The organism is Embleya sp. NPDC055664 (genome assembly GCF_053618075.1).
Window position 1 is genome coordinate 24,328 of the sequence record NZ_JBSHGZ010000026.1, and the last position, 22,891, is coordinate 47,218.

A 22,891-nucleotide genomic window follows, 5' to 3' on the forward strand; every position below is an offset into this window, starting at 1 on the left:
TCTGCGGACAGAGCGGGGTGCGGTTTATCGCCTCCGGGACGGATGTGAGCCGTTCGCACGTTCCGAACGGTGCGGCGTAATACAAACGCCCGTTTGATCACGCGTCAAGGTTTCGATACCAACTGATTCCGTAGGTTGTGCCCCCGGATTTCGTCGGATAACGCTCCAAGCTGGCAGGTGATGGTGCGTAATCCGCAGATCGGCCTGCGGGAAAAGTTCTCCGACCGTTCACCTGGCGAGACGGTCGCCGGATCCGGTCGTCGTCCGGTCCGCCGGGCCGTGCGTCGGGCGGATCGCCATCCGGGCCGTCAGGTGCGCCGCCGCCCACAACACGATCCCGCACAGGGCCCACGCGGCAAGCACATCCGCCAACCAGTGGTAGTCGCACCACAACAGGGAGAAGCCGATCGCCGCGCACGACAGCACCGCGCCGCGATGCCACCACCGGGCCGCGCGCGCGGAGCCGACACGCCCGAGCAGCAGCGCGGCCGTGCCGTAGCAGATCGTCGAGGTGGCGGTGTGGCCCGACGGGAAGAAGCCCCACTGGTCGGCGGGCAGCGGCGACTCGCTCGGCCCGGTCCGGCCGATCAGGTCCTTGCCGCCGATCACCGCGACCGTCACCACGAGCACCGCGCCCGCCGCGATCGTGATCGGGTACGCCCGGCGCAGCCGCCACGCGGCGAACAGCGCCGCCGCGGCGAGTGCGAGGCCGGCGGGGAGCGGTCCGCCGAGGTCGGCGAGGGTGTGCATGGGTCCGTCGAGCCAGGCCGCGCCCGTGGCGTCGGCGAGGTTTCGCGTGCCGTCGCGGACGATCCGGTCCAGCGTGATCGAGGGTCCGCTTTCGGCCATCACCTGCACGGTGAGCGCCAGGAGCACGACGGCGAGAATCAGCGGCGCTGCGAGGCGGCGCGTGTACTGTGAGTGAACAGACCACCGCCCCGGAACGGGGGGCGTTGTCCCGGGGCGGCCACCGGCTTGCTCAGGGCCGGTGTCGGAGGAAGGTCTGTGCATCTCACTCGAAGATACGCGGAGAAGGGGTCGTCGAGTTCCCGACGCGCGGCCTCCTCACAAACCCTGCACACGTTCTCCACGGTCTGGAAGGTGGGACATACACGCTGTACGTTGGAGCATTGAAGGGTGTGAGCGGGGTCACAGCGCGTGTCGCGTGACTCCGGACACCCCGGAGAGTCCAAGTACGCGGAGAACATCCGTAAGCAGGGCAAATCGACGGTGGCTCGAGTGACGTGGCATTGACGCAATGTCGTCGATCGCCCCTCTGCTGTCAGCACGCAAAGGTAGGGTTGGCCAGGTGGTTGAAGAGTCCGATTACTCGACATACCGCGTGCCGTGCATCCCGGCCCCTGCGGGGAGCGGGCGCGTCCGCCGGATCGAGGCTCCGGTGGTTTCCAAGGGCGTCAAGGCGGGCGGTGCCGTGTTCGATTCCTCGGTGGAACCCCGGCCGGGTCGCGGCGCGGGCGCGATGGGCGTGGTCCTGACCAGCGACCGCCAGCTTCGCGTCGTGCGCACCACCCGACCGCGCGGCCTCCGGCTCGAAGGCGAGATCGACCTGGCGAACGTGGACGTGGTGCGCCGTGTCCTCGGCGCCGCCGCGCGCGACGGTGGCGACGTCCGGGTGGACGTGAGCAAGCTCGTGTTCATCGACGTCGCGGGTCTGCGCGTGTTCGTCGACCAGGCCGGCGCATTGGCGCGGCGTGGTGGGCACATGGTTCTGGTCGGCGCGAGCCGACAGATGGTGCGCGTGCTCGCCCTGTGCGGGTGGGACGCCGTTCCGGGCCTGACCATGGTCGAGCGGATCGCTCCGGCGCCGCGCCGACCACGGATCTGATCGCCCGAACCCGATCGTTCGATCCCGATCCCCGAATCCCGAATCCCGATCATCCGGGTCCGAGGCATCCGGATGTGATCGCCCGCCGAGCGCGGGTCCGATCCTCCGACCCGATTTCCCGACACGACGCCGAACCCCCGGGCGCCGGAGCATTCCGGTGACCGGGGGTTCGTGGTGTTCGGACCGTTCGGGGTGTCGCCCGACTCAGACCGTGGCGGCGAAGGCCTGCTCCAGCAGGTCCAAGCCCTCGACGAGCAGGTCCTCCGGGATCACCAGCGGCGGCAGGAAGCGCAGCACGTTGCCGTAGGTGCCGGCGGTCAGCACCACCAGGCCCTGGGCGTGGCACGCCTTGGCGAGCGCGCCGGCCAGCTCCGGGTTCGGCTCCTTCGAGCCGGGCTTGACCAGCTCGATCGCGATCATCGCGCCGCGCCCGCGGACGTCGCCGATCTCGGCGAACTTCTCGCTCATCGCGCCCAGTCGGCCCAGCATGATCTCGCCGATCCGGCGGGCCGCGCCGTTCAGGTCGAGCGCGCGCATGGTCTCGATCGCGCCGAGTGCCGCGGCGCACGCGACCGGGTTGCCGCCGTACGTGCCGCCCAGACCACCCGCATGGGCGGAATCCATGATCTCGGCGCGCCCCGTCACCGCGGCCAGCGGCAGGCCGCCCGCGATGCCCTTGGCGGTGGTGATCAGGTCGGGCACGATGCCCTCGTCCTCGCACGCGAACCACTGGCCGGTGCGGCAGAACCCGGTCTGGATCTCGTCCGCGACGAAGACGATGCCGTTGTCCCGGCAGAACTCCACGATCCTGGGCAGGAAGCCCTTGGCCGGCTCGATGAAGCCGCCCTCGCCCAGGATCGGCTCGATCACCACAGCGGCGACGTTGTGCGCGCCGATCTGCTTGGTGATCGCGTCGATCGCCTGCGCGGCGGCCTCCTCGGCGCAGTTCTCCGCACCGGTGAGCCAGCGGTAGGGGTAGGCGACCGGGACCCGGTACACCTCGGGCGCGAACGGGCCGAACGACTCCTTGTACGGCATGTTCTTCGCGGTCAGCGCCATGGTCAGGTTGGTGCGACCGTGGTAGCCGTGGTCGAACACCACGACGGCGGGGCGCTTGGTGTGGGCACGCGCGATCTTGATCGCGTTCTCCACCGCCTCGGCGCCCGAGTTGAACAGTGCGGTGCGCTTGTCGTGGTCGCCGGGGGTCAGCTCGTTCAGCTGCTCGGCGACGGCCACGTACGACTCGTACGGGGTCACCATGAAGCACGTGTGGGTGAAGCGCTGCAACTGCTCGGAGGCGCGACGCACCACGCCCTCGGCCGAGTTGCCGACGCTGGTCACCGCGATGCCGGAGCCGAAGTCGATCAGCGAGTTGCCGTCCACGTCGACGACCACGCCGCCACCCGCCTGGGTCACGAAGACCGGCAGGGTGGTGCTGACGCCGCGCGGGACCGCCGCGTTGCGGCGGTTCATCAGCTCGGTCGACTTCGGGCCGGGGATGGCGGTGACGAGCCGGCGCTCCTGCGGGAGCGAGGGCCCGCCGGGCTGCGAAGCGCCCATGCTGGTCTCCTGTGGGGTCGAGGTGGGTCGGCGCGGTGGCACCGTGGTCCTCTCCGCAGGCTAGGCGCCGGGTGGTGTTCGCCGCATGCGCCGCATCGGTGAGTCGCCCGGTTGCTTGTGTCCGGGATGGACAAATGCCGATCGGGCACAACAACTCCGAACGGATTGCGGAACGGATTGCGGACTCGCCTCGGAATGATCGTCACGAGCGCGGGTTCCGCGCCTAGATTGAGTCCCGGCCGAAGGTGTGGTTCCGGAAGGGCGAGGCGTGAACGTGGAACGGTCGGATTCCCCTGCGTCGCGGGCCGTCGAGGCCGAGGCCCTTCGCGGTGATCGCAGCCGCGGTGATCGCGGCCGAGATGATCGCGGCCGAAGCGATCGCACCCGCGCCGAAGAGCCGCCGGGCCGTCGCCCGCCCGCGGGCCGGGCCCGGGTGCCGGCGCCGGCCTCGCCCGGACGCGGCCTCGATCCCGACGGCTTCGACCTGCGCGGCTGGCTGCGCGGGCCGCGACACCGCGAGGCCCCCGGCATCTACGGGTTCGGGCGCGACGAGCGGGAGATCCGGCTGCGCGCGGCCGAGCGCGACGCCCGCACCCGGCCCGAGGCCGCGCTGGTGCGCAGGGCCGTGCTGTGGCTGGTGATCGCGATCGCGAGCCTGAACTGGGTGATCCTCGCCTACGTCTGGCTGGTCCGGAAGATCCTGCCCGAGTTCCTGTGGCCGCTGCTGTTCAACAACCTGCTCTACGTCCTGGTGTTCGCGCTCTTTTGCTACCTCGGCCGCTGGTACGAGATCGCCTGGCCCTTCCTGCGCCCGTGGTGGCAACGACTGGACCGGCGCGCCGAGCTGAACGGGCGTCCGCGCCCCGAACAGTGGCGCCGGGCCGCGCTGTTCCTGGTGCTCGGCTTCGTCGCCTGGATCGTGCTGATGCGGCCGTTCGTCGCGCTGCTCCTGCTGATCTTTCCGCGCGGGGCGCTGCACGACCTGCAGTGGCTGGTGCGTCTCGTCTACAACGGCGGCTTCGTCTACGCCGCCGCGGTGCTCGGCCGGTGGCGCGTGGTGGTCGAGCCGTACACCCGCACCCCGCGCGAGCACGCGACGCCCGAGGACGAGGAGGCGCCCGTCGATGCCGACCTGTGGCCCGAGTTGCGCGACGCGGGGCAGCACGAGGCCGCCGACGTGCTCGACGACGAGGTGGCGGCGGGGCGCTTGCGGGACGTGGACTACCTGCGGTTGCGCCGGGTGATCGAGGCGGGCGACCGGGACTCCGAGTATCTGGCCGACGTGGCCGAGGAGATCGTCGATCACGGCGCTGCGGCCTGTCGGCACGGCTCCGGGCAGCGCGACGTGCGGCCGCGGCGGGCCGAGCACGACCTGCTGACCGGGCAGGTACGGATCGGGGCGGGCACCGACCACGCGCGCAATCCGGCGCTGTACCGCGCCGCCGACTTCGCCCTGGACCCGGACGTGCTCGGCGCCTCGATGCTGGTGGTCGGCGCGTCCCGGGCCGGCGAGCCGGGGCGGCTGCTCGAACCGGTCGTGGAGGCGATGAGCCTGCGCGCGCTCACCGGCACCGCCTCGCTGCTGGTGATCGACGCCAAGGGCGACGAGTTCGAGCGCCCCGGCGGCTACGACCGCGAAGTGATCGTCGGCGACCGCGACTCGCCGTGGGGCCTGGACCTGTACGGCGGCGCCGGCACTCCCGAGGACGCGGCCGATCGGCTCGCCGCCGCCGCGCTGCCGCCGAGCGCGCTGGGCCTGGGCGAGGGCGCGAGCAACGCGCTGCGCCAGGTGCTGGGCGCGTATGTGGCCGGGCACGACCGCTATCCCGACGTGGGCACGCTGCTCGACCTGCTCGACGGCACCGAGGCGGCGCTGGCCGCGTTGGAGGAGGCGCTGCGCGCGGCGGGCCGCTACCCCGAACACGAGCGGGCGCTGCGGGCGATGGCGCGCGGCGACGACGACGCGCGGATGCTGGTGCAGCGGCTCGCGGTGCTGGAGAGACCCGGCGTCGCCGAGCTGTTCCACGCCGACCGGGAGCGGTTCGGCGCGGGCGAGATCGACCGGCCGCTGCGGGTGCGGATCGCGCTGAACGAGGCGGCGCACCCCGAGGCGGCCCGGCTGATCGGCCGGCTCGTGCTGGCCCAGTTCGTCCAGGCGATGGCCACCCCGCGGCGCGAACGCGGACCGCGCCGGGTGTTCGCGTGCCTGGTCGCCGACGACGCGGGTCGGCTGATCGACGAGTACGCGGCCAAGGGCCTGCAGTGGGCCCGCAACCGCCGTGCCGGCCTGGTCCTGTCGGTGCGCTCGCTCGACGACCTGGCCCCGGCGCTGCGGCACGGCGTGTTCGCCGCGGCCGGCTGCAAGGCGATCGTCCCGGGCGCCTCCCGCGCCGACGCCGAACTGTTCGCCGAACACTGGGGCATGACCAAGGAGCAGGAGCGCTCGATCACCATGGGCTCGCCGGAGGGCGGCCTGGTCAAGCGGCTGCGCTACTCGGTGCTCGGCGCGCTGTTCGGCGAGAAGGCGAGCGGACGCTCCGAGCGGGTGACCACCCGCACCGTCGAGCGTTATCGCTGGTCGCCGGCCGAACTCACCAGCGACCTGCCCACCGGGCACGCCGTGCTCAGCCTGACCACCCGGAAAGGCGAGCGCACGCCTCCCGTGCTGATCGATCTCGGCCGCTGAGTCACACTGGAGACCTCTCCCACTCCAGTTTGGACAAACCGACATGCCGCCCACCCTCGCCTCCCTGGTCCGCGCGCCCGCCCTCGACCTGCGCGTGCTCGCGGGCAAGGGCGGCCTGGAGCGCGAGGTGCGGTGGGTGCACACCAGCGAACTGGCCGACCCCACGCCCTACCTGGAGGGCGGCGAACTGCTGCTGACCACCGGGATGAAGCTCGGCCGCAACAACGCCGAGCGGCGCGCCTACGTCGAGCGGCTGGCCGCGGCCGAGGTGGCGGGCCTGGGCATCGGCGTGGGACTGACCCTGGACCGGGTGCCCGCGGTGATCGTCGAGACGGCCGAGAGCCACGGCTTCCCGGTGTTCGAGGTGCCCCGGCCGACCCCGTTCATCGCGATCAGCAAGGTGGTCTCCTCGGCGCTCGCGGCCGAGCAGTACGAGACGGTCACCACCGGATTCGCGGTGCAGCAGGAGCTGACCCGGGCCGCCGCCGGGCGCGAGGGCGCCGCGACGCTGATCCGCCGACTCGCGGGCCGGCTCGACGGCTGGGCCGCGCTCTACGACGCCGATGGCACGCTGCGCCAGGTGGCACCTGCGGCTGCCCGCCCGCGTACCGAGGCGCTGCGCGCCGACATCGACAAGCTGCGCCGGATGCCCGCCCCGTCCTCGGCGTCGCTCCAGGAGGACGAGGACGGCGGGCGGGTGGTGGTGCAGTCGCTGGGCGCCGAGCGACGGATCAGCGGGTTCCTGGCGGTGGGTACCGACCGGCCCGCGCGTACCGCCGACCGGCAGACCCTGGGCACCGCCGCGTCGCTGCTCACCCTGGCCCTGGAGCAGTCCCGGGCGGGCGCCGACGCCGGCGCCCGGATGCGGACCGCGCTGCTGCGGCTGCTGCTCACGGGGGAGCGGGCGACGCCCGCCGAACTGGCCCACGACATCGCGGCCGATCTGCCGCCCGGGCCGTGGCGGATGGTGGTGGCCACCGGACCGGACGCGGCGGTGGCCGCGTTCACGGAGCGGCTGTGCGCGCGGGCGGCCCGGGCGGGCACCCCGGCACTGACCGGCGAACTGGCCGGCGCGACGGTGCTGGTGCTGCCGGAGTCGGTCGACCCGGTCGAGCCGGTCGACCTGCCGGGGCTGGTCGCGGGCGTGTCCGGTCCGGTCGAGCCGGACCGGGCGGGCGACGGCTATCGGCAGGCGCTGGGCGCGCACGCGGTGGGCCTGCGCTCGGAGAAGGCGCTGACCGTGCACGGCCGGGACGCGGGCGGCCTGCTGCCGCTCCTGGACGGCGACGCGGTGCACGCGTGGGCCGATCAGGTGCTCGCGCCGCTGCGCGCGCACGACGCGGGCGGTCGGGGCGACCTGATCGTCTCGCTGCGCGCGTGGCTGGCCCGGCACGGGCAGTGGGACGCGGCGGCGGGCGATCTGGGCGTACACCGGCACACGCTGCGCTATCGCATCCGCCGGGTCGAGGAGATCCTCGGCCGCACCCTGGACGATCCGGACACCCGCGCGGAACTGTGGTTCGCGCTGCGCGACACGACCGGCACCGCCGAGGACAAGTCGTAGCACCGGCGGGCCGGGATTGGCCGGCATGGACAAAAACTCGCCCGCCCGATCGACGTACCGTGGACGACACCGGGATCATCGGCGCCCGTTGACGGAGAAGGAGCAGCAGTGACCACCACCCACGCGTTCTGGCTGGCGGGCCGCCAGGCCACCGGCGAGTCGACCTTCGACGTCACCAACTCGTACGACGGCCGGCTGGTCGGCCGGGTCTTCGAGCCCACCGACGCGCAGATCGAGGAGGCCGTCGCCGCCGCCCACGCGAGCGCGCACGAGTTCGCCGCGCTGCCCGCGTACCGCCGCGCCGCGGCCCTGGACCACGTCGCCCGGCGCCTGGGTGAGCGCACCGAGGAGATCGCCCGGCTGATCACCGCCGAGAACGGCAAGCCGATCAAGTGGGCGCGCGGGGAGGTCGGTCGCGCGGTATCGGTGTTCCGCTGGGCCGCCGAGGAGGCCCGCCGGTTCAACGGCGAGGGCATGCGCCTCGACACCGATGCGGGCGGCACCGGCCGCTACGCGCTGGTCCGGCGGATCCCCAAGGGTGTGGTGCTCGGCATCGCGCCGTTCAACTTCCCGCTCAACCTGGTCGCGCACAAGGTCGCCCCCGCGATCGCGGTCGGCGCGCCGATCATCCTCAAGCCGGCGCCGGCCACCCCGCTGTCCGCGCTGGTCCTGGGCGAGATCCTGGCCGAGACGGACCTGCCTGCCGGTGCCTGGAGCGTGCTGCCGGTGCCCAACGACCGGATGCCGGCCCTGGTCGAGGACGAGCGGCTGCCGGTCATCTCGTTCACCGGCTCGGGCCCGGTGGGCTGGAGCATCATGGACGCGGTCCCGCGCAAGCACGTGACCCTGGAACTGGGCGGCAACGCCGCCGCCGTCGTGCTCGCCGACTGGTCCTCCGAGGCCGACCTGGAGTGGGCCGCGCAGCGGATCGCGACGTTCTCCAACTACCAGGGCGGCCAGTCCTGCATCTCGGTGCAGCGGGTGATCGCCGACACGAGCGTGTACGACCGCCTGGTCGAGAAGGTCGTGGCCAAGGTCGCCGCGCAGGTCACCGGCGACCCCGAGGACGACGCGGTCGACGTCGGCCCGCTGGTCAGCGTGGCCGCCGCCGAGCGGGTGCAGGCGTGGGTGGACGAGGCCGTGCAGGCCGGCGCCAAGGTGCTCACCGGCGGCACCCGCGACGGCGCGAACTACGCGCCGACCGTGCTCAGCGAGGTCCCGGCGGGCGTCACCATCGCCTGCGAGGAGGTCTTCGGCCCGGTGCTCACGCTGACCCGGGTGGACGGCACCGACGCCGCCTTCGCCGCGGTCAACGACTCCGAGTTCGGCCTTCAGGCCGGCGTGTTCACGCACGACATCCAGACCGCGTTCCGGGCCCAGCGCGAACTGGAGGTGGGCGGCGTGATCATCGGCGACGCCCCGTCCTACCGCGCCGACCAGATGCCGTACGGCGGCGCCAAGAACTCCGGCGTCGGCCGCGAGGGCGTCACCTACGCGATGACCGACTTCACGTACGAGCGCGTGATGGTCCTCACCGGCCTCGACCTGTAGGCCCCACCGACGAAGGGCCCGGCCACCTGGGGTGGTGCCGCCGGGCCCTTTCGCATGCCCGGGATCGACGCGGCGGGTGCCCGGGATCGACGCGGCGCACGCCTCGGATCAACGCGCGCATGTCTTGACGTCGGCGGTGGCATAGCTCTGGACAAAACCCCGTTACCCGGCATTCAGTGGACGTGCACGGGCAGGTAACACCGGTCGGTAACAACGTCGGTTCCGCTGCGAGTCCGCGAGGAGTCCGCCATGCCCCCTGTCAGCGAACGCGAAGCGCGCAAAGTCGCCGAGGAAGCGCGACAGCAGGACTGGGACAAGCCCAGTTTCGCCAAGGAATTGTTCCTCGGCCGCTTTCGGCTCGACCTGGTCCACCCGCACCCCGAGGCGGACGCGGAGGAGATCCGTCGGGGGGAGGACTTCCTCGCGGTACTGCGCGAGTTCCTGACCACCCGGGTGGACGCGACCGTGATCGAGCGTGACGCGCAAATTCCCGACGAGGTGATCAAGGGCCTCGCCGAGATCGGCGCGCTCGGGATGAAGGTCGACACCGAGTACGGCGGCCTCGGCCTGAGCCAGCTGTACTACAACAAGGCGCTGGTCCTGGTCGGTTCGGTCAACGCCGCGCTCGGCGCGCTGCTGTCCGCGCACCAGTCGATCGGGGTACCGCAGCCGGTCAAGCTGTTCGGCACCGACGACCAAAAGCGCGAGTTCCTGCCGCGCTGCGTGCGCGAGGTCAGCGCGTTCCTGCTCACCGAGCCCGACGTCGGCTCCGACCCGGCCCGCCTGGCCACGTCCGCGGTGCCCACCGAGGACGGCGACGCGTACATCCTCGACGGGGTGAAGTTGTGGACCACGAACGGCGTGGTCGCCGGACTCCTGGTGGTGATGGCCCGGGTGCCCAAGGCCGAGGGCCGGCGCGGCGGGATCACCGCGTTCGTCGTGGACGCCGACAGCCCCGGGATCACCGTGGAGAACCGCAACGCCTTCATGGGCCTGCGCGGCATCGAGAACGGCGTCACCCGCTTCCACCGGGTCCGGGTACCCGCGGCGAACCGGATCGGCGCCGAGGGCGCGGGCCTGAAGATCGCGCTGACCACGCTCAACACCGGCCGGCTCTCGCTGCCCGCGATGTGCGCCGGCGCCGCCAAGTGGTCGCTGAAGGTCGCGCGCGAATGGGCGGGCGAGCGCGAGCAGTGGGGCCGCCCGATCGCCGCACACGAGGCGGTCGCGGGCAAGATCGCCTACATCGCGGCCAACGCCTTCGCGCTGGAGGCGGTCCTGGAGCTGACCGCCCGAATGGCCGACGAGGACCGGCGCGACATCCGGATCGAGGCGGCGCTGGCCAAGCTGTACTCCTCCGAAGTGGGCTGGCTGGTCAGCGACGAACTGGTGCAGATCCGCGGGGGACGCGGCTACGAGACCGCCGCCTCGCTGCGCGCCCGCGGCGAACGCGGAGTGCCGGCCGAGCAGATGTTGCGCGACATGCGGATCAACCGGATCTTCGAGGGCTCCACCGAGATCATGCACCTGCTGATCGCCCGCGAGGCGGTGGACGCCCACCTGGCCGTGGCCGGCGACATCATCGACCCCGACGCGGACCTCAAGGCCAAGGGCAAAGCCGCCGCCGACGCGGGTGTCTTCTACGCCAAGTGGCTGCCCAAACTGGTCGCCGGCAAGGGGCAGGTGCCCACGTCCTACCGCGAGTTCGCCCCCGCCGGGCTGCCGAGCCTGGCCGCGCACCTGCGCTTCGTCGAGCGCACCTCGCGCCGGCTGGCCCGCTCGACCTTCTACGGCATGGCCCGCTGGCAGGGCGCGATGGAGCGCAAGCAGGGCTTCCTCGGCCGGATCGTCGACATCGGCGCCGAGCTGTTCGCGATGAGCGCGGTGTGCGTGCGGGCCGACATGCTGCGCCGCCGCGACGCCGAGCAGGGCCGGGCCGCGTACGAGCTGGCCGACCTGTTCTGCCGGCAGGCGCAGATCCGGGTGGACGAGCTGTTCGGCCGGTTGTGGACCAACACCGACACGCTGGACGGGCGAGCCGTCGAGGGTGTGCTGGCGGGCCGCTACCTGTGGCTGGAGGAGGGTGTGCTCGACGTCTCCACCGAGGGCCCCTGGATTGCCGACGCGACGCCGGGACCGTCCAAGGTGGAGAACGTGCACCGACCGGTCGGCTGAGCCACGCGCGGGGGCCGGCGGGCGGGTACCGCGGGCCCCCGCGCGCCGACTCGCGCCGTCCGGGGCGGTCACCGCGGGCAATCGGCCGACCTGTGCTCGGCGCCTCGTCGGCGCGGGCCACAATGGACGGATGGACTCCCTGGCCGATCCGTACGCACCCTTCGCCGCCCCCGACCAGCCGCCCGGCCGACGGGACGTCGTCCTGCTCGGTTCCACCGGGTCGATCGGCACCCAGACCATCGACGTGGTGCGCGCCCACCCCGAGCTGTTCCGCATCGTCGGCCTGTCCGCCGGCGGCGGCCGGGTCGACGAACTGGCCCGGCAGGCGCTCGAACTCGGGGTCGAGGTGGTCGCCGTGGCCAAGGCGTCCGCCGCGCAGGACCTGCAACTGGCCTTCTACGCCGAGGCGCAGCGCCGCGGCTACGCCAAGGGGCAGTACAAGCTGCCGCGCATCCTGGCCGGCCCCACCGCCGCCACCGAACTCGCCGAACACCCGTGCGACGTGGTGCTCAACGGCATCACCGGCTCGATCGGCCTGGCCCCCACGCTGGCCGCGCTGACCGCGGGACGCACCCTCGCGCTGGCCAACAAGGAGTCGCTGATCGTCGGCGGCCCGCTGGTCAAGGCGATCGCCAAGCCCGGCCAGATCGTCCCGGTCGACTCCGAGCACTCCGCGCTGATCCAGGCGCTGCGCGGCGGCCGGGCCGATCAGGTCAAGCGGCTCGTGGTCACCGCCAGCGGCGGCCCGTTCCGCGGTCGCACCCGCGCCGACCTGGTCGACGTCACCCCCGCGCAGGCCGCGGCACACCCGACCTGGGACATGGGCCCGGTGATCACGATCAACTCGGCGACCCTGGTCAACAAGGGGTTGGAGGTGATCGAGGCGCACCTGCTCTACGACATCCCCTTCGACCGGATCGACGTGGTGGTCCACCCGCAGTCGATCGTGCACTCGATGGTGGAGTTCACCGACGGCTCGACGCTGGCCCAGGCGTCCCCGCCGGACATGCGGCTGCCGATCGCGCTCGGCCTGTCCTGGCCCGACCGGGTGCCCGACGCGGCGGCCGGCTGCGACTGGACCAAGGCGGCCACGTGGGAGTTCTTCCCGCTCGACCACGAGGCCTTCCCGGCGGTCGGGCTGGCCTGCGCCGCGGGCCGCGCCGGCGGCACCGCGCCCGCGGTGTTCAACGCGGCCAACGAGGAGTGTGTGGACGCGTTCGTCGCGGGACACCTGGGGTTCAACGGCATCACCGACACGGTCGCCGCCGTGGTGAGCGAGCATGATGTACGTGGGGACGGCAACCGGTTGACACTGGAAGACGTCCTCGACGCGGAGGACTGGGCGCGCCGACGGGCACGCGAGATCATCGCCCACGGAGGAGAACCCCGTTGACCCTGTTCATGACGATCCTCGGCATCGTCGTCTTTGTCGTGGGCCTGCTGTTCTCCATCGCCTGGCACGAGGCGGGCCACCTGGTCACGGGCAAGATGTTCGGTGTTCGGGTGCCGCAGTACATGGTCGGCTTCGGCAAGACGTTGTGGTCGAAGAAGATCGGCGAGACCGAATACGGCCTCAAGGCGATCCCGGCCGGCGGCTACTGCCGGCTGATCGGGATGTTCCCGCCCGACGCGTCGGGCAAGGTCCAGGCCCGCAGCACCTCGCCGTGGCGCAGCATGATCGAGGACGCCCGGGAGGCGTCCTACGAGGAGGTCGGTCCCGGCGACGAGGACCGGATGTTCTACCAGCGCAAGCCGTGGCAGCGCACGATCATCATGCTCGCGGGCCCGTTCATGAACCTGATCCTGGCCATCGGTCTGCTCGCGGTGTACCTGATGGGCTTCGGGATCAACAAGACCACCTCGACGGTGAGCACCGTCTCCGAGTGTGTGGTCAGCGCCGACGCGAAGACCGACAAGTGCCCCGAGGGCGCCAAGGCGGCACCCGGCAAGGCGGCGGGTCTGCTGCCGGGCGACCGCATCGTCTCGTTCAACGGGCAGAAGATCGGCGACTACGACAAGCTCCAGGGCCTGATCCGCAAGTCGTCCGGCGAGGTCACCCTCGTGGTCGACCGCAAGGGCCAGAAGCTGACCCTCAAGCCGGTGCTCGAACAGAACAAGATGATCAAGATCGACGGCGACGGGCGGGCCGTGCCCAACCAGTACGTCACCACCGGCTTCCTGGGCATCAGCCCCGCGACCGGGATCCAGCGCCAGAGCGCCGCCGAGTCCGTCGAATTCACCGGTGACATCGTCAAGAACGCCTTCCACGGCCTGCTGCGCATCCCGCAGAAGGTCCCCGCCCTGTGGGGCGCGGCCTTCCAGGGCGACAAGCGCGATCAGGACTCCCCGGTCGGCGTGGTCGGCGCGGCCCGGGTCGGCGGCGAGGTCGCCGCGCTGGACGTGCCGCCGTCCCAGCGGGTCGGCCTGATGATCTTCATCATCGCCGGCTTCAACGTGTCGCTGTTCCTGTTCAACATGCTGCCGCTGCTCCCGCTCGACGGCGGCCATGTGATCGGCGCGTGGTGGGAGTCGATCCGTCGCCGGATCGCGAGCCTGCGCAAGCGTCCGGACCCGGGCCCGTTCGACGTGGCCCGGCTGATGCCGGTCGCCTACGTCGTGGCCTCGATCTTCATCGCCTTCACCGTCCTGGTGTTGATCGCCGACCTGATCAACCCCGTGAAGGTCACCTAGCGTCGAGAGCGCGCCCGTATCCGGGCCGGGCCGGCCCGGCGTGTGTCGATCAGGCAACAGGTGGGACGGCACAGGGGTACGGGCGCGTCCGTACCGGTGGGCGGTGGCGTAGCGTTGACGACGACCTACCCCGCCGAACCCACGGGACTCAAGCGAACATGACCGCGATCCAGCTCGGAATGCCGTCCGTACCTGCCCGGCCCCTCACGCCGCGCCGCAAGTCACGGCAGATCATGGTCGGCAACGTGGCCGTCGGCGGAGACGCCCCGGTGTCGGTGCAGTCCATGACGACCACCCTGACGTCCGACGTCAACGCCACGCTTCAGCAGATCGCCGAGCTGACCGCGTCCGGCTGTCAGATCGTCCGGGTCGCGGTCCCCTCGCAGGACGACGCCGACGCGCTGCCCGCGATCGCGCGCAAGTCGCAGATCCCGGTGATCGCGGACATCCACTTCCAGCCGAAGTACGTCTTCGCCGCGATCGACGCCGGTTGTGCCGCGGTGCGGGTCAACCCGGGCAACATCAAGCAGTTCGACGACAAGATCGCCGAGATCGCCAAGGCGGCCTCCGCGGCCGGCACCCCGATCCGGATCGGCGTCAACGCCGGATCGCTGGACAAGCGACTGCTCGCCAAGCACGGCAGGGCCACCCCCGAGGCGCTGGTGGAGTCCGCGCTGTGGGAGTGCTCGTTGTTCGAGGAGCACGACTTCCGCGACATCAAGATCTCGGTCAAGCACAACGACCCGGTCGTGATGATCGAGGCCTACCGGCTGCTCGCCGAGCGCTGCGAATACCCGCTGCACCTTGGCGTCACCGAGGCCGGGCCCGCCTTCCAGGGCACGATCAAGTCCGCGGTCGCGTTCGGCGCGCTGCTGTCGCAGGGCATCGGCGACACCATCCGGGTCTCCCTCTCCGCCCCGCCGGTCGAGGAGATCAAGGTCGGCAACCAGATCCTGGAGTCGCTCGGACTGCGGCAGCGCGGCCTGGAGATCGTCTCCTGCCCGTCCTGCGGCCGGGCCCAGGTCGACGTGTACAAGCTCGCGGAGGAGGTCACCGCGGGCCTGGACGGGCTCAAGGTGCCGCTGCGGGTGGCCGTCATGGGCTGCGTCGTCAACGGCCCCGGCGAGGCCCGCGAGGCGGACCTGGGTGTGGCGTCCGGCAATGGCAAGGGGCAGATCTTCGTCAAGGGCGAGGTGATCAAGACCGTGCCCGAGTCGAAGATCGTCGAGACGCTGATCGACGAGGCGCTCAAGCTGGCCGAGCAGATGCAGGCCGACGGTGTGATCAGCGGCGAGCCGATCGTCGACATCGCCTGAGTCGGTCGCCCGAAGCGGTCGCCCGAAGCGGTCGCCGGGGGCGGATTTCGGCCGGTGCCCGATCCGGCCGCGGTCGGTCTCGATCGAGGCGGGTCCGCGCGGATCCACCCCGGTCCGGGCGGGTCCACCCCGGTCCATCCCGATCCGGTCGGGTCCACCCCCATCCACCCCGGTTCGAGCCCGACCGGATCAATCGGCTCGCCCACGCGAGTGACATATCGTTGATGCGCCCCGACCCCAGGTAATCGACCCCGATCATCGAGACACATGATCGGGGCGTCGCCCCCGGGGGAGGGGCGTCGCGCGTGGGACGCATCGTCGTGGCCGTAGTGGCCGTCGCCGCCATGATCGCGGGCACCGCCGCGGGACCCGCGAGTGGTCCCGACACGGCGCACCCGGCCGTCGGGAGCACGCCCGGCGTCGTGTGGGGCGGCTGCCCCGACGATGTCGCCGAACCGGGACTGCGCTGCGGCACGCTGGCCGTGCCCGTCGACCACGCGCGCCCCGACGGGCCCACCACCACGCTGGGTCTGTCGCTCGCGGCGGCGACCGGAGGGCGGGCCCGGCGCGGCACGATCGTGGTCAACCCCGGCGGACCGGGCGGCGGCGGGATGTGGTTGGCCGGGCTGGTCCGCCGCGCCCTGCCCGAACGGGTGCGGCAGAGCTACGACATCGTCGGCGTCGACCCCCGCGGCAACCACCACAGCGACCCGATCTCGTGCGTCGACGCGAGCTTCGACCGGGCGCCCAGGCCCGACCCGGTGCCCGCCACGGCGCGGGACGAGGAACGGCTGATCGAGCGCGCCCGCACCTATGCCGGCGGCTGCGCCGAGCGCGCCGGCCACCTCCTGCCGCACCTGGGCACCCTGGAGAACGCCCGCGACCTGGACCTGGTCCGCGCGGCGCTCGACCGGCCGAAACTCTCCTTCATCGGCTGGTCCTACGGCACCTATCTGGGCGCGGTCTACGGGCAGTTGTTCCCCGAGCGGGTCGACCGGATGATCCTGGACAGCATCGTCGACCCCCGCCCCGACCAGGTCTGGTACGGCTCCAACCTGCGTCAGGACATCGCCTTCCAGGGCCGTTGGCGCGACTTCCTCGACGCCTCCGGCGCCGATCTGGACCCGATCTTCACGCGTGTGCTCGCCGCCGCCCGAACCCGCCCCCTCGCCGACGCGGTCGGCCCGGCCGAGCTCTACGACCTCGCCACGCGGACCCTGTACAGCTCGCAGCACTGGCCCGGCTTCGCCGACGCCCTGCGCGCCTGGGACCGCGGCGACCCGGCCCCGCTCGCCGCGCTGTACACGCCGCCCACCGCGCAGGACGCCAACGGCACCGCGATCTACACCGCCGTCGAGTGCCACGACGGGCCGTGGCCGCGCGACTGGGCGGTGTGGGACCGCGACGCGCGCGCCGTACACGCCACCGCCCCGCTCACCGCCTGGTCCAACACCTGGCTGAACGCGCCCTGTGCGTTCTGGCCGGTGCCGGCCCGGACCCCGATGCGGATCGACGGCCACGACCTGCCGCCGGTGTTGCTCATCCAGGGCACCCGCGATCCGGCGACCCCGCCCGCCGGGGCGAACGCGCTGCACGACGCGCTGCCCTCCTCGCGCCTGATCACCGTGCTCGGCGAAGGCGACCACGGGATCCTCGCGTTCCAGCCCAACGACTGCGTCCTGGCCGCCGCCGCGGCCTACCTGACCGACGGCACGCTCCCGGCGGGCCGCGACACCACCTGTGAGGAATCGTGACCCGCGCCGTCCGCGCCCTCCTGGCCGGCGCGCTCACCGCCGCCGCGCTCACCGCCGCCCCCGCACCGGCCCGCGCGGGCACCGAGCCGATCACGTGGGGCGGCTGCCCGACGGGCACCGCGCCGGGCGAGCGCTGTGGCAGCATCGGCGCGCCCCTCGACCACGCCCGCCCCGACGGCGCCCGGATCCGGGTCGGCGTCTCCCGGGTGCCGGCCACCGGGAGCCGGGCCGAGTATCAGGGCGTCCTGGTGGTCAACTTCGGCGGCCCCGGCGCCTCCTCCGTCGGCTCGATGGCCGCGCTGGCCGGCGGCCTGCCCGAGCGGCTGCGCCGGGCCTACGACCTGATCGGCTTCGACCTGCGCGGGCGCGGCACCAGTACGCGGGTCGTCTGCACCGACCCGGTCACCTTCGGCCGCGGGCCCAGGCCCGATCCGGCGGTTCCCGCCGGTCGCGCCGCGCACCTGGCCGCGACCCGCGCGTTCGCCGACGGCTGCCGGGCCTCCGCGCCCGACCTGCTGCCGCACCTGACCACCCGCGACATCGCCCGCGATCTCGACCTGGTCCGGGCCGCGTTCGGCGCGGAGCGGCTGAGCTTCCTGGGCTACTCGTACGGGACCTACCTGGGCGCGGTGTACGGGCAACTGTTCCCGCGGCGGGTGCACCGGATGCTCCTGGACAGCGTGGTGGACCCGACCGAGGTCTGGTACGGGACCGGCTTCCTCCAGGCCCGCGCCTTCTCCGCGCGTCAGCGCGACTGGGCGGCCTGGGCCGCCGACCGCGACGACCGCTACCACCTGGGCACGAGCGCGGCCCGGGTACTGGCCGGCTGGGACGTACTGCGCGCCCGCCTCGTGGCGCAGCCCGCCGACGGCGTCTTCGGCGGCGTCGAACTCGACCAGTTCACGATCGGTTCGCTCTACACCGACCGGGACTGGCCCCGGCTGGCCGGCGCGCTCGCCGACTACGCCTCCGGCGACCCGGCGGCGCTGGTCGCGTCCCGGCGGGCGGCGACCACCGAGGAGGTCAACTTCGAGTCGGTGTTCCAGACCGTCTCCTGCGCGGACGCCCCCTTCCCGGCCGACGAGCGGGTCTTCGACGCGGACATGGTCCGACTGCGGACCCGCGACGGCGCGCTCGGCGCGGCGATCGCCTCGCCCGGGGCGTGCCTGTACCTGCAGACCAACACCGCCCCGCCGACCCGGATCGACGGGGCGGGCCTGCCCGGTGTGCTGCTGATCCAGTCCGTCGGCGACCCGGCCACGCCCTACGAGGGGGCGCTGCGCATGCACGACGCGCTGCCCTCCTCGCGGCTGTTGACCGTGCGCGGCAACGGCAACCACGGGCACTACCTCGTCGACGGCCCGTGCGTGGACGACCGGGCCACGGGGTACCTCGTCGACGGGACCCTGCCCGCGAACGACATCGAGTGCGACGCCGCCGCGCCGGAGGGCCCCGTGACGCGCCGACCGGGGGTGCCGAGGCTGCCGCGCTGATCCGCCCGCCGATCCCCCTACCTCCCGGGCGGCACATACGGCCCGGACCTGCATAGGGTGGTGCCGCAACAACCGGCATTTCCCCAAGGTCCGCCCGATGGCATGGTGAGGCACGTGCTGAGCTCGGTTTCCACCAAGGTCCTGGACGGGACCGACCTGTCCGCCGTCCAGGCGCTGCTCGACCGCGACCCGGTCACCAACGTCTTCGTCGCGTCCCGGGTCCGGCTCGCCGGTGTCGATCCGTGGCGTCTGGGCGGCGAGCTGTGGGGCTACTACGAGGGCGGCCTGCTCACCTCGCTGTGCTACGCGGGGGCGAACCTGGTTCCGGTCGAGGCCGGGCCCGACGCGATACGTTCCTTCGCCGAACGTGCCCGGCGCCAGGGTCGGCGCTGCTCGTCGATCGTCGGCCCCGCCGAGGCGGCGGCCGGTCTGTGGCGGCTGCTCGAACCCGCCTGGGGACCCGCCCGCGACGTACGCCCGGTGCAGCCGCTGATGGTCGCCGGCCGGCCCTCGACCGAGGTGCCCGCGGATCCGCTGGTGCGCCGGGTGCGGCCGGACGAGCTGGATCTGGTGATGCCCGCGTGCGTGTCGATGTTCACCGAGGAGGTCGGAGTCTCGCCCCTGATCGGCGACGGTGGCACGCTGTATCGCGCACGGGTGTCCGAACTCATCGCCGGCGGCCGTGCATTCGCCCGGATCGAGGACGGCAGGGTGGTGTTCAAGGCGGAGATCGGCGCGGTCACCCGGCACGCGTGCCAGATCCAGGGTGTGTGGGTGGCCCCGGAGCGGCGCGGTGAGGGGCTGTCCGAGATCGGCATGGCGGCGGTGCTGCGGCACGCGCTCGCCGAGGTCGCGCCGGTGGCCAGCCTGTACGTGAACAGCTACAACGGCCCCGCCCGCGCGGCTTATCGGCGGGTCGGCTTCGCCGAGACCGGCGCCTTCATGAGTGTGTTGTTCTGATGCGGCGCCGGCGGCTCGTCCCGATGGAGTGCGTGTGCTGATGGAGTGGACGTGCCGGGTCGTCGACCTCGCCGCGTACGCGGACGAGGCGGTCGAGGTACAGGCCCACGCGTTCGGGCTCGCCGACGACGAGATCGCGATCCGGCAGCGGATAATGCGCCGTCACGCGACCTTCGCCGGGGTGCGCTCGCTCGGCGCGTTCGACGGCGCCGGTCGCCTGGTCGGTTTCGGCTACGGCTATCCGAACCTCACCGACCAGTGGTGGAGCCTGGTGATCGAGCCGCACCTGGCCCGGGAGGGCCATCGGGCCTGGCTGGACGAGTCGTTCGTGGTCGGCGAGTTGCACGTGCTGCCGCGCTGGCAGGGGCACGGCATCGGCCGCACCCTGATCGGCCTGCTGTGCCGGGGCCAGGACCGCTCGCACATCCTGCTCTCCGCGATCGACGAGCAGACCCCCGCGCGCCGGCTCTATCGCGGCCTGGGCTTCGTCGACCTGGCCCGCCCGGTGCTGTTCCCGGGCAACAACCGGCCCTACACCGTGATGGGCGCGATCCTGCCCTTCGCGTGATGCCGCCGCGCCCGATCCCGCCGCGCCCGACGGCGCCGCCGCGCGCCGGTAGCCGGGGCACGGCTCAGGACAGCCACTCCGCGACCGACAGCAGGTCCTCGCCCGCCGGGTCGTCCACCGACAGGCACCACAGGCCCAGTGCCAACGCCTGCACCAGCGCCCACCCGCGCACCCGATCGGGGTCCAGGTCCAGCGCGTTCGCCAACCACGTCACCCGCCGCCGCACCAGCGCCTGCGGACGCGGCTCGGCGACCACCGTGGCCATCCGGTCCCGGACCAGCGGCCCCAGGTCGAAGGCCCGCTCGCCGAGCATCGGCCGCGGATCGATGGCCAGCCACTTCGCCCGAGTGCCCGCGAGCACGTTGCCGTGGTGGCAGTCGGTGTGCAGCACCACCACCTCCGGCTGCGACGCGGCCAGTTCGGCGCACAGCGCCACCGCCTCGTCGACCAGCGCCTTCGGGCACGGGCCGGCGAGCTCCGCGTAGCGCCGCGGGATCGATGCGCCCCAGTGCCCGGCTCGCTCCGCGACCGGCTCGATCGGGCAGTCGGCGGGCGGGGCCACCCACAACCGGCGGACCACCTCCGCGGCCTCCAGCATCGCCCGATCCTCCGCCAACGAGCGCAGCGAGACGTCCGGTTGCAGCCGCTCCAGCAACAGCGCGCCGCGCGCCGGATCCGCCTCCAGCAACCGCACCGCGCCGGCGCCGTCCCACAGCGCGAGCGCGGTCGGCTCATGCGCGGTGTAGCGATCCACGAAGCCCAGCTTGAGCGTGGCCGGCGTGTCGTCCGCCCGGCGGACCAGGAAGGTCAGGCTCAGTGCGCCGCCGGGAATGATCGGCCGCTCCACGGTCAGCCCCCAGCGCGCCGCGTACTCCGCGACCGCGTCCGGCAGCCCCGCGAGCCACCCGCGCGCGGCCTCCTCGCCACACCAGCGCAGCGCGGTCCGCGTCAGCCGTTCCGGTACCTCGACCCGATCGTTCACGTGCGGCCCCCCGCCGTCGCCGTCCCCGAACCACCCTCCTCGGGCACCCCCGGGAAGGGCGTACTCGCCCCCCGCCAGCGCACCCCCCACACCGCGGCCTCGCGCAACCAGCCGGCCGCCTCCGCCCGCAGCGGCGCCCCGGCCGCGGCCACCAGCGCGCCGAGGTGCAGCGCGACCCCGTCCTCCAGGTACACCGCGAGCCGGGTCGCGTCCGCCGGCGTGGCCACCGGGAAGGGCACCGTGTACGCGGGCGCCGCCGACGGCGCGGTCGCGCCCCGGTCGGCGATCAGCCGGGTGATCGTGTCCCGCCGGGCCCGATGCGCGTCCAGCGCGGTCCGCGCCTGGGTCCGGGCGGCACCGGTCAGCCGCCCGCCCGCGATGCCGTATCCGTAGACCGCCGCGTGCTCCGCGTCCAGCGCGTCGCGCAGCGCCTTCACCTCGACGGCGGCGGCCCCCGACGGGGTCGGACGCGGCGTACTCACGATGCGCTCCGAAACAGTTGGGCGTGTCCCGCCAGACACGCCGAGGTGGCCGCCAGTCGGCGGGCGAGATCGGGGGAGACCCGGTCCAGGTCGACCAGTCGCTCGTCCGAGGCCTGCTGCGCCCGGTCGGCGATCGTGGTGGTCGCCGCGGCGAGGTCGTCGGGCGCGGCCCCTGGGGGCGGCGCGGGGTGTGTCGCGCGACCGGCGAAGGCCGTCAGGTGTTGCCGCAACTCGACCGACAGCGGCCGGATCCGCTCGGCCAACGGGGCGTGTCGCGCGGCCACCGCGTCGTAGTGCGCCAGCAGCGCCCCGGTCGCCGCGTACGCCCGGTCGCGCGCCGCGTCGTCGGCCTTGCGCCGCCCCTGGTCCGAACCTCCGCCGTCGTCGCAACCGGCGACCGCGGCGGCGATCGTCGCCGCGGTCACGGCGCCGAGGACGGCCCGTCGCGTCGGCCCCGCGTCGCGCATGCGTCCCGCTCCTGAACCTCGTCCGTGATGTCCGTGCCGCCTCCGGCCGTGTCGGACGCTACCGCATGGCCGGGCCTGTGGAGCCCGCCGGACATCCGGCGGACAACCCGTGTACGCCGGGCGGACGTGCGCGAGATGGCTCCCGGACCGGATACTGTTGTCCTCCCCCGACCCGCCCTCCGGCGGTCGACGCACCTGAGACAACAGCACACGCAGCCGAGGAGTCACCCGGATGAGCACCACCACGTTGGACCGGCTGCGGGAGTTGCTGGAGCCGGTGGTATCGACCCTGGGCGTGGATCTCGAGGAAGTTTCCCTCACTCCCGCCGGAAAACGGCGTGTGCTGCGCGTGATGGTGGCCGCCGACGGCGGCGTCGACCTGGACAAGGTCGCCGAGGTCAGCCGCGCGGTCTCCGACGTGCTCGACCCGAGCGACGTGCTCGGCTCGCTGCCCTACCTGCTGGAAGTCACCACCCCCGGCGTGGACCGCCCGCTGACGCTGGAGCGGCACTGGCGCCGCGCGGCCGATCGGCTGGTCCTGGTGCAGCTGCACGACGGCGGCACGGTGACCGGCCGGATCGGCGCGAGCGACGCGGAGGGTGTGGAACTGGACGTCGACGGCACACCGCGACGGTTGACCTGGGACGAGGTGGCCAAGGCCGTCGTACAGGTCGAGTTCAACCGCAAGGGCAAGGATTCGGCGACGAACGCCGAGACCGAAGAAGACGACGAGGACGACGACACCGGTGTCGAGCACGACACCGACGCGGACGACACCATGGACGAGGAGGCGTAG

General features: G+C 72.8%; 18 protein-coding genes. 13 read left to right on the plus strand and 5 right to left on the minus strand.

What is annotated here, in order from left to right; all coding sequences use genetic code 11:
- Positions 1 to 228: 228 nt before the first annotated feature.
- Complete coding sequence (locus ACWGR4_RS32545; RefSeq protein ID WP_452130613.1) at positions 229 to 876, minus strand: phosphatase PAP2 family protein; 648 nt, start codon at positions 874 to 876, stop codon at positions 229 to 231.
- Between the two features lie 382 nt (positions 877 to 1,258).
- Between ACWGR4_RS32545 and ACWGR4_RS32550 the strand changes: the two genes are divergently transcribed.
- On the plus strand, positions 1,259 to 1,846 hold the full coding sequence (locus tag ACWGR4_RS32550) for an STAS domain-containing protein (protein WP_380003067.1): 588 nt from the start codon (positions 1,259 to 1,261) through the stop codon (positions 1,844 to 1,846).
- Positions 1,847 to 2,050: 204 nt separating this feature from the next.
- Here ACWGR4_RS32550 and gabT read toward each other — a convergent pair whose 3' ends face one another.
- A complete protein-coding gene (gabT, locus tag ACWGR4_RS32555; protein WP_380003068.1) occupies positions 2,051 to 3,406 on the minus strand; it encodes a 4-aminobutyrate--2-oxoglutarate transaminase in 1,356 nt (451 codons plus the stop codon).
- 433 nt (positions 3,407 to 3,839) lie between these two features.
- On the opposite strand from gabT, the gene ACWGR4_RS32560 reads away from it, so the two are divergent.
- From ACWGR4_RS32560 to ACWGR4_RS32610, 11 genes are all read left to right on the plus strand, one after another.
- On the plus strand, positions 3,840 to 6,092 hold the full coding sequence (locus ACWGR4_RS32560) for a hypothetical protein (protein WP_452130614.1): 2,253 nt from the start codon (positions 3,840 to 3,842) through the stop codon (positions 6,090 to 6,092).
- Between the two features lie 43 nt (positions 6,093 to 6,135).
- Positions 6,136 to 7,656, plus strand: coding sequence for a PucR family transcriptional regulator (locus tag ACWGR4_RS32565; RefSeq protein WP_452130615.1), 1,521 nt, complete (start codon positions 6,136 to 6,138; stop codon positions 7,654 to 7,656).
- A 108-nt stretch (positions 7,657 to 7,764) separates the two neighbouring features.
- Complete coding sequence (locus ACWGR4_RS32570) at positions 7,765 to 9,207, plus strand: aldehyde dehydrogenase family protein (RefSeq protein WP_452130616.1); 1,443 nt, start codon at positions 7,765 to 7,767, stop codon at positions 9,205 to 9,207.
- 249 nt (positions 9,208 to 9,456) lie between these two features.
- Positions 9,457 to 11,382 (plus strand): acyl-CoA dehydrogenase family protein, encoded by a 1,926-nt coding sequence (locus tag ACWGR4_RS32575; RefSeq protein ID WP_380003072.1) that lies wholly within the window; start codon positions 9,457 to 9,459, stop codon positions 11,380 to 11,382.
- A 130-nt stretch (positions 11,383 to 11,512) separates the two neighbouring features.
- Positions 11,513 to 12,775, plus strand: coding sequence for a 1-deoxy-D-xylulose-5-phosphate reductoisomerase (gene dxr / locus ACWGR4_RS32580; protein ID WP_380003073.1), 1,263 nt, complete (start codon positions 11,513 to 11,515; stop codon positions 12,773 to 12,775).
- Positions 12,772 to 14,073 carry a M50 family metallopeptidase gene (locus ACWGR4_RS32585; protein ID WP_380003074.1) on the plus strand — a complete coding sequence of 434 codons (1,302 nt, stop codon included), beginning with the start codon at positions 12,772 to 12,774 and terminating at the stop codon, positions 14,071 to 14,073. Before dxr ends, ACWGR4_RS32585 begins: the two co-directional genes overlap by 4 nt.
- Positions 14,074 to 14,231: 158 nt before the next feature.
- Positions 14,232 to 15,389 carry a flavodoxin-dependent (E)-4-hydroxy-3-methylbut-2-enyl-diphosphate synthase gene (ispG, locus tag ACWGR4_RS32590; RefSeq protein ID WP_380003075.1) on the plus strand — a complete coding sequence of 386 codons (1,158 nt, stop codon included), beginning with the start codon at positions 14,232 to 14,234 and terminating at the stop codon, positions 15,387 to 15,389.
- Positions 15,390 to 15,694: 305 nt separating this feature from the next.
- Entirely contained in the window at positions 15,695 to 17,143 is a 1,449-nt protein-coding gene (locus ACWGR4_RS32595; protein ID WP_452130617.1) for an alpha/beta hydrolase, read from the plus strand.
- The gene (locus tag ACWGR4_RS32600; RefSeq protein WP_452130618.1) at positions 17,140 to 18,636 is read left to right on the plus strand and encodes an alpha/beta hydrolase; all 1,497 of its coding nucleotides are present in this window, start codon (positions 17,140 to 17,142) and stop codon (positions 18,634 to 18,636) included. The genes ACWGR4_RS32595 and ACWGR4_RS32600 overlap by 4 nt, the downstream gene beginning before the upstream one ends.
- A 102-nt stretch (positions 18,637 to 18,738) precedes the next feature.
- Complete coding sequence (locus tag ACWGR4_RS32605) at positions 18,739 to 19,596, plus strand: GNAT family N-acetyltransferase (protein ID WP_380003078.1); 858 nt, start codon at positions 18,739 to 18,741, stop codon at positions 19,594 to 19,596.
- Positions 19,597 to 19,636: 40 nt separating this feature from the next.
- Positions 19,637 to 20,164, plus strand: coding sequence for a GNAT family N-acetyltransferase (locus ACWGR4_RS32610; protein ID WP_126638436.1), 528 nt, complete (start codon positions 19,637 to 19,639; stop codon positions 20,162 to 20,164).
- A gap of 64 nt (positions 20,165 to 20,228) precedes the next feature.
- Here ACWGR4_RS32610 and ACWGR4_RS32615 read toward each other — a convergent pair whose 3' ends face one another.
- Genes ACWGR4_RS32615 through ACWGR4_RS32625 form a run of 3 tightly spaced genes read right to left on the minus strand, consistent with a single transcriptional unit; the run spans position 20,229 to position 22,095 of the window.
- Positions 20,229 to 21,146, minus strand: coding sequence for an aminoglycoside phosphotransferase family protein (locus tag ACWGR4_RS32615; RefSeq protein WP_452130619.1), 918 nt, complete (start codon positions 21,144 to 21,146; stop codon positions 20,229 to 20,231).
- The gene (locus tag ACWGR4_RS32620) at positions 21,143 to 21,628 is read right to left on the minus strand and encodes a ferritin-like domain-containing protein (RefSeq protein WP_452130620.1); all 486 of its coding nucleotides are present in this window, start codon (positions 21,626 to 21,628) and stop codon (positions 21,143 to 21,145) included. Before ACWGR4_RS32620 ends, ACWGR4_RS32615 begins: the two co-directional genes overlap by 4 nt.
- The gene (locus tag ACWGR4_RS32625; RefSeq protein WP_380003082.1) at positions 21,625 to 22,095 is read right to left on the minus strand and encodes a hypothetical protein; all 471 of its coding nucleotides are present in this window, start codon (positions 22,093 to 22,095) and stop codon (positions 21,625 to 21,627) included. The genes ACWGR4_RS32620 and ACWGR4_RS32625 overlap by 4 nt, the downstream gene beginning before the upstream one ends.
- A 232-nt stretch (positions 22,096 to 22,327) precedes the next feature.
- On the opposite strand from ACWGR4_RS32625, the gene rimP reads away from it, so the two are divergent.
- Entirely contained in the window at positions 22,328 to 22,891 is a 564-nt protein-coding gene (rimP, locus tag ACWGR4_RS32630; protein ID WP_380003083.1) for a ribosome maturation factor RimP, read from the plus strand.

Coding starts and splice junctions, on each gene's coding strand:
- ACWGR4_RS32550 (WP_380003067.1), top strand. CDS start 1,259: ATGTCGTCGATCGCCCCTCTGCTGTCAGCACGCAAAGGTAGGGTTGGC.
- gabT (WP_380003068.1), bottom strand. CDS start 3,406: ATGGGCGCTTCGCAGCCCGGCGGGCCCTCGCTCCCGCAGGAGCGCCGG.
- ACWGR4_RS32565 (WP_452130615.1), top strand. CDS start 6,136: ATGCCGCCCACCCTCGCCTCCCTGGTCCGCGCGCCCGCCCTCGACCTG.
- ACWGR4_RS32575 (WP_380003072.1), top strand. CDS start 9,457: ATGCCCCCTGTCAGCGAACGCGAAGCGCGCAAAGTCGCCGAGGAAGCG.
- dxr (WP_380003073.1), top strand. CDS start 11,513: ATGGACTCCCTGGCCGATCCGTACGCACCCTTCGCCGCCCCCGACCAG.
- ispG (WP_380003075.1), top strand. CDS start 14,232: ATGACCGCGATCCAGCTCGGAATGCCGTCCGTACCTGCCCGGCCCCTC.
- ACWGR4_RS32605 (WP_380003078.1), top strand. CDS start 18,739: ATGGTGAGGCACGTGCTGAGCTCGGTTTCCACCAAGGTCCTGGACGGG.
- ACWGR4_RS32610 (WP_126638436.1), top strand. CDS start 19,637: ATGGAGTGGACGTGCCGGGTCGTCGACCTCGCCGCGTACGCGGACGAG.
- ACWGR4_RS32625 (WP_380003082.1), bottom strand. CDS start 22,095: ATGCGCGACGCGGGGCCGACGCGACGGGCCGTCCTCGGCGCCGTGACC.
- rimP (WP_380003083.1), top strand. CDS start 22,328: ATGAGCACCACCACGTTGGACCGGCTGCGGGAGTTGCTGGAGCCGGTG.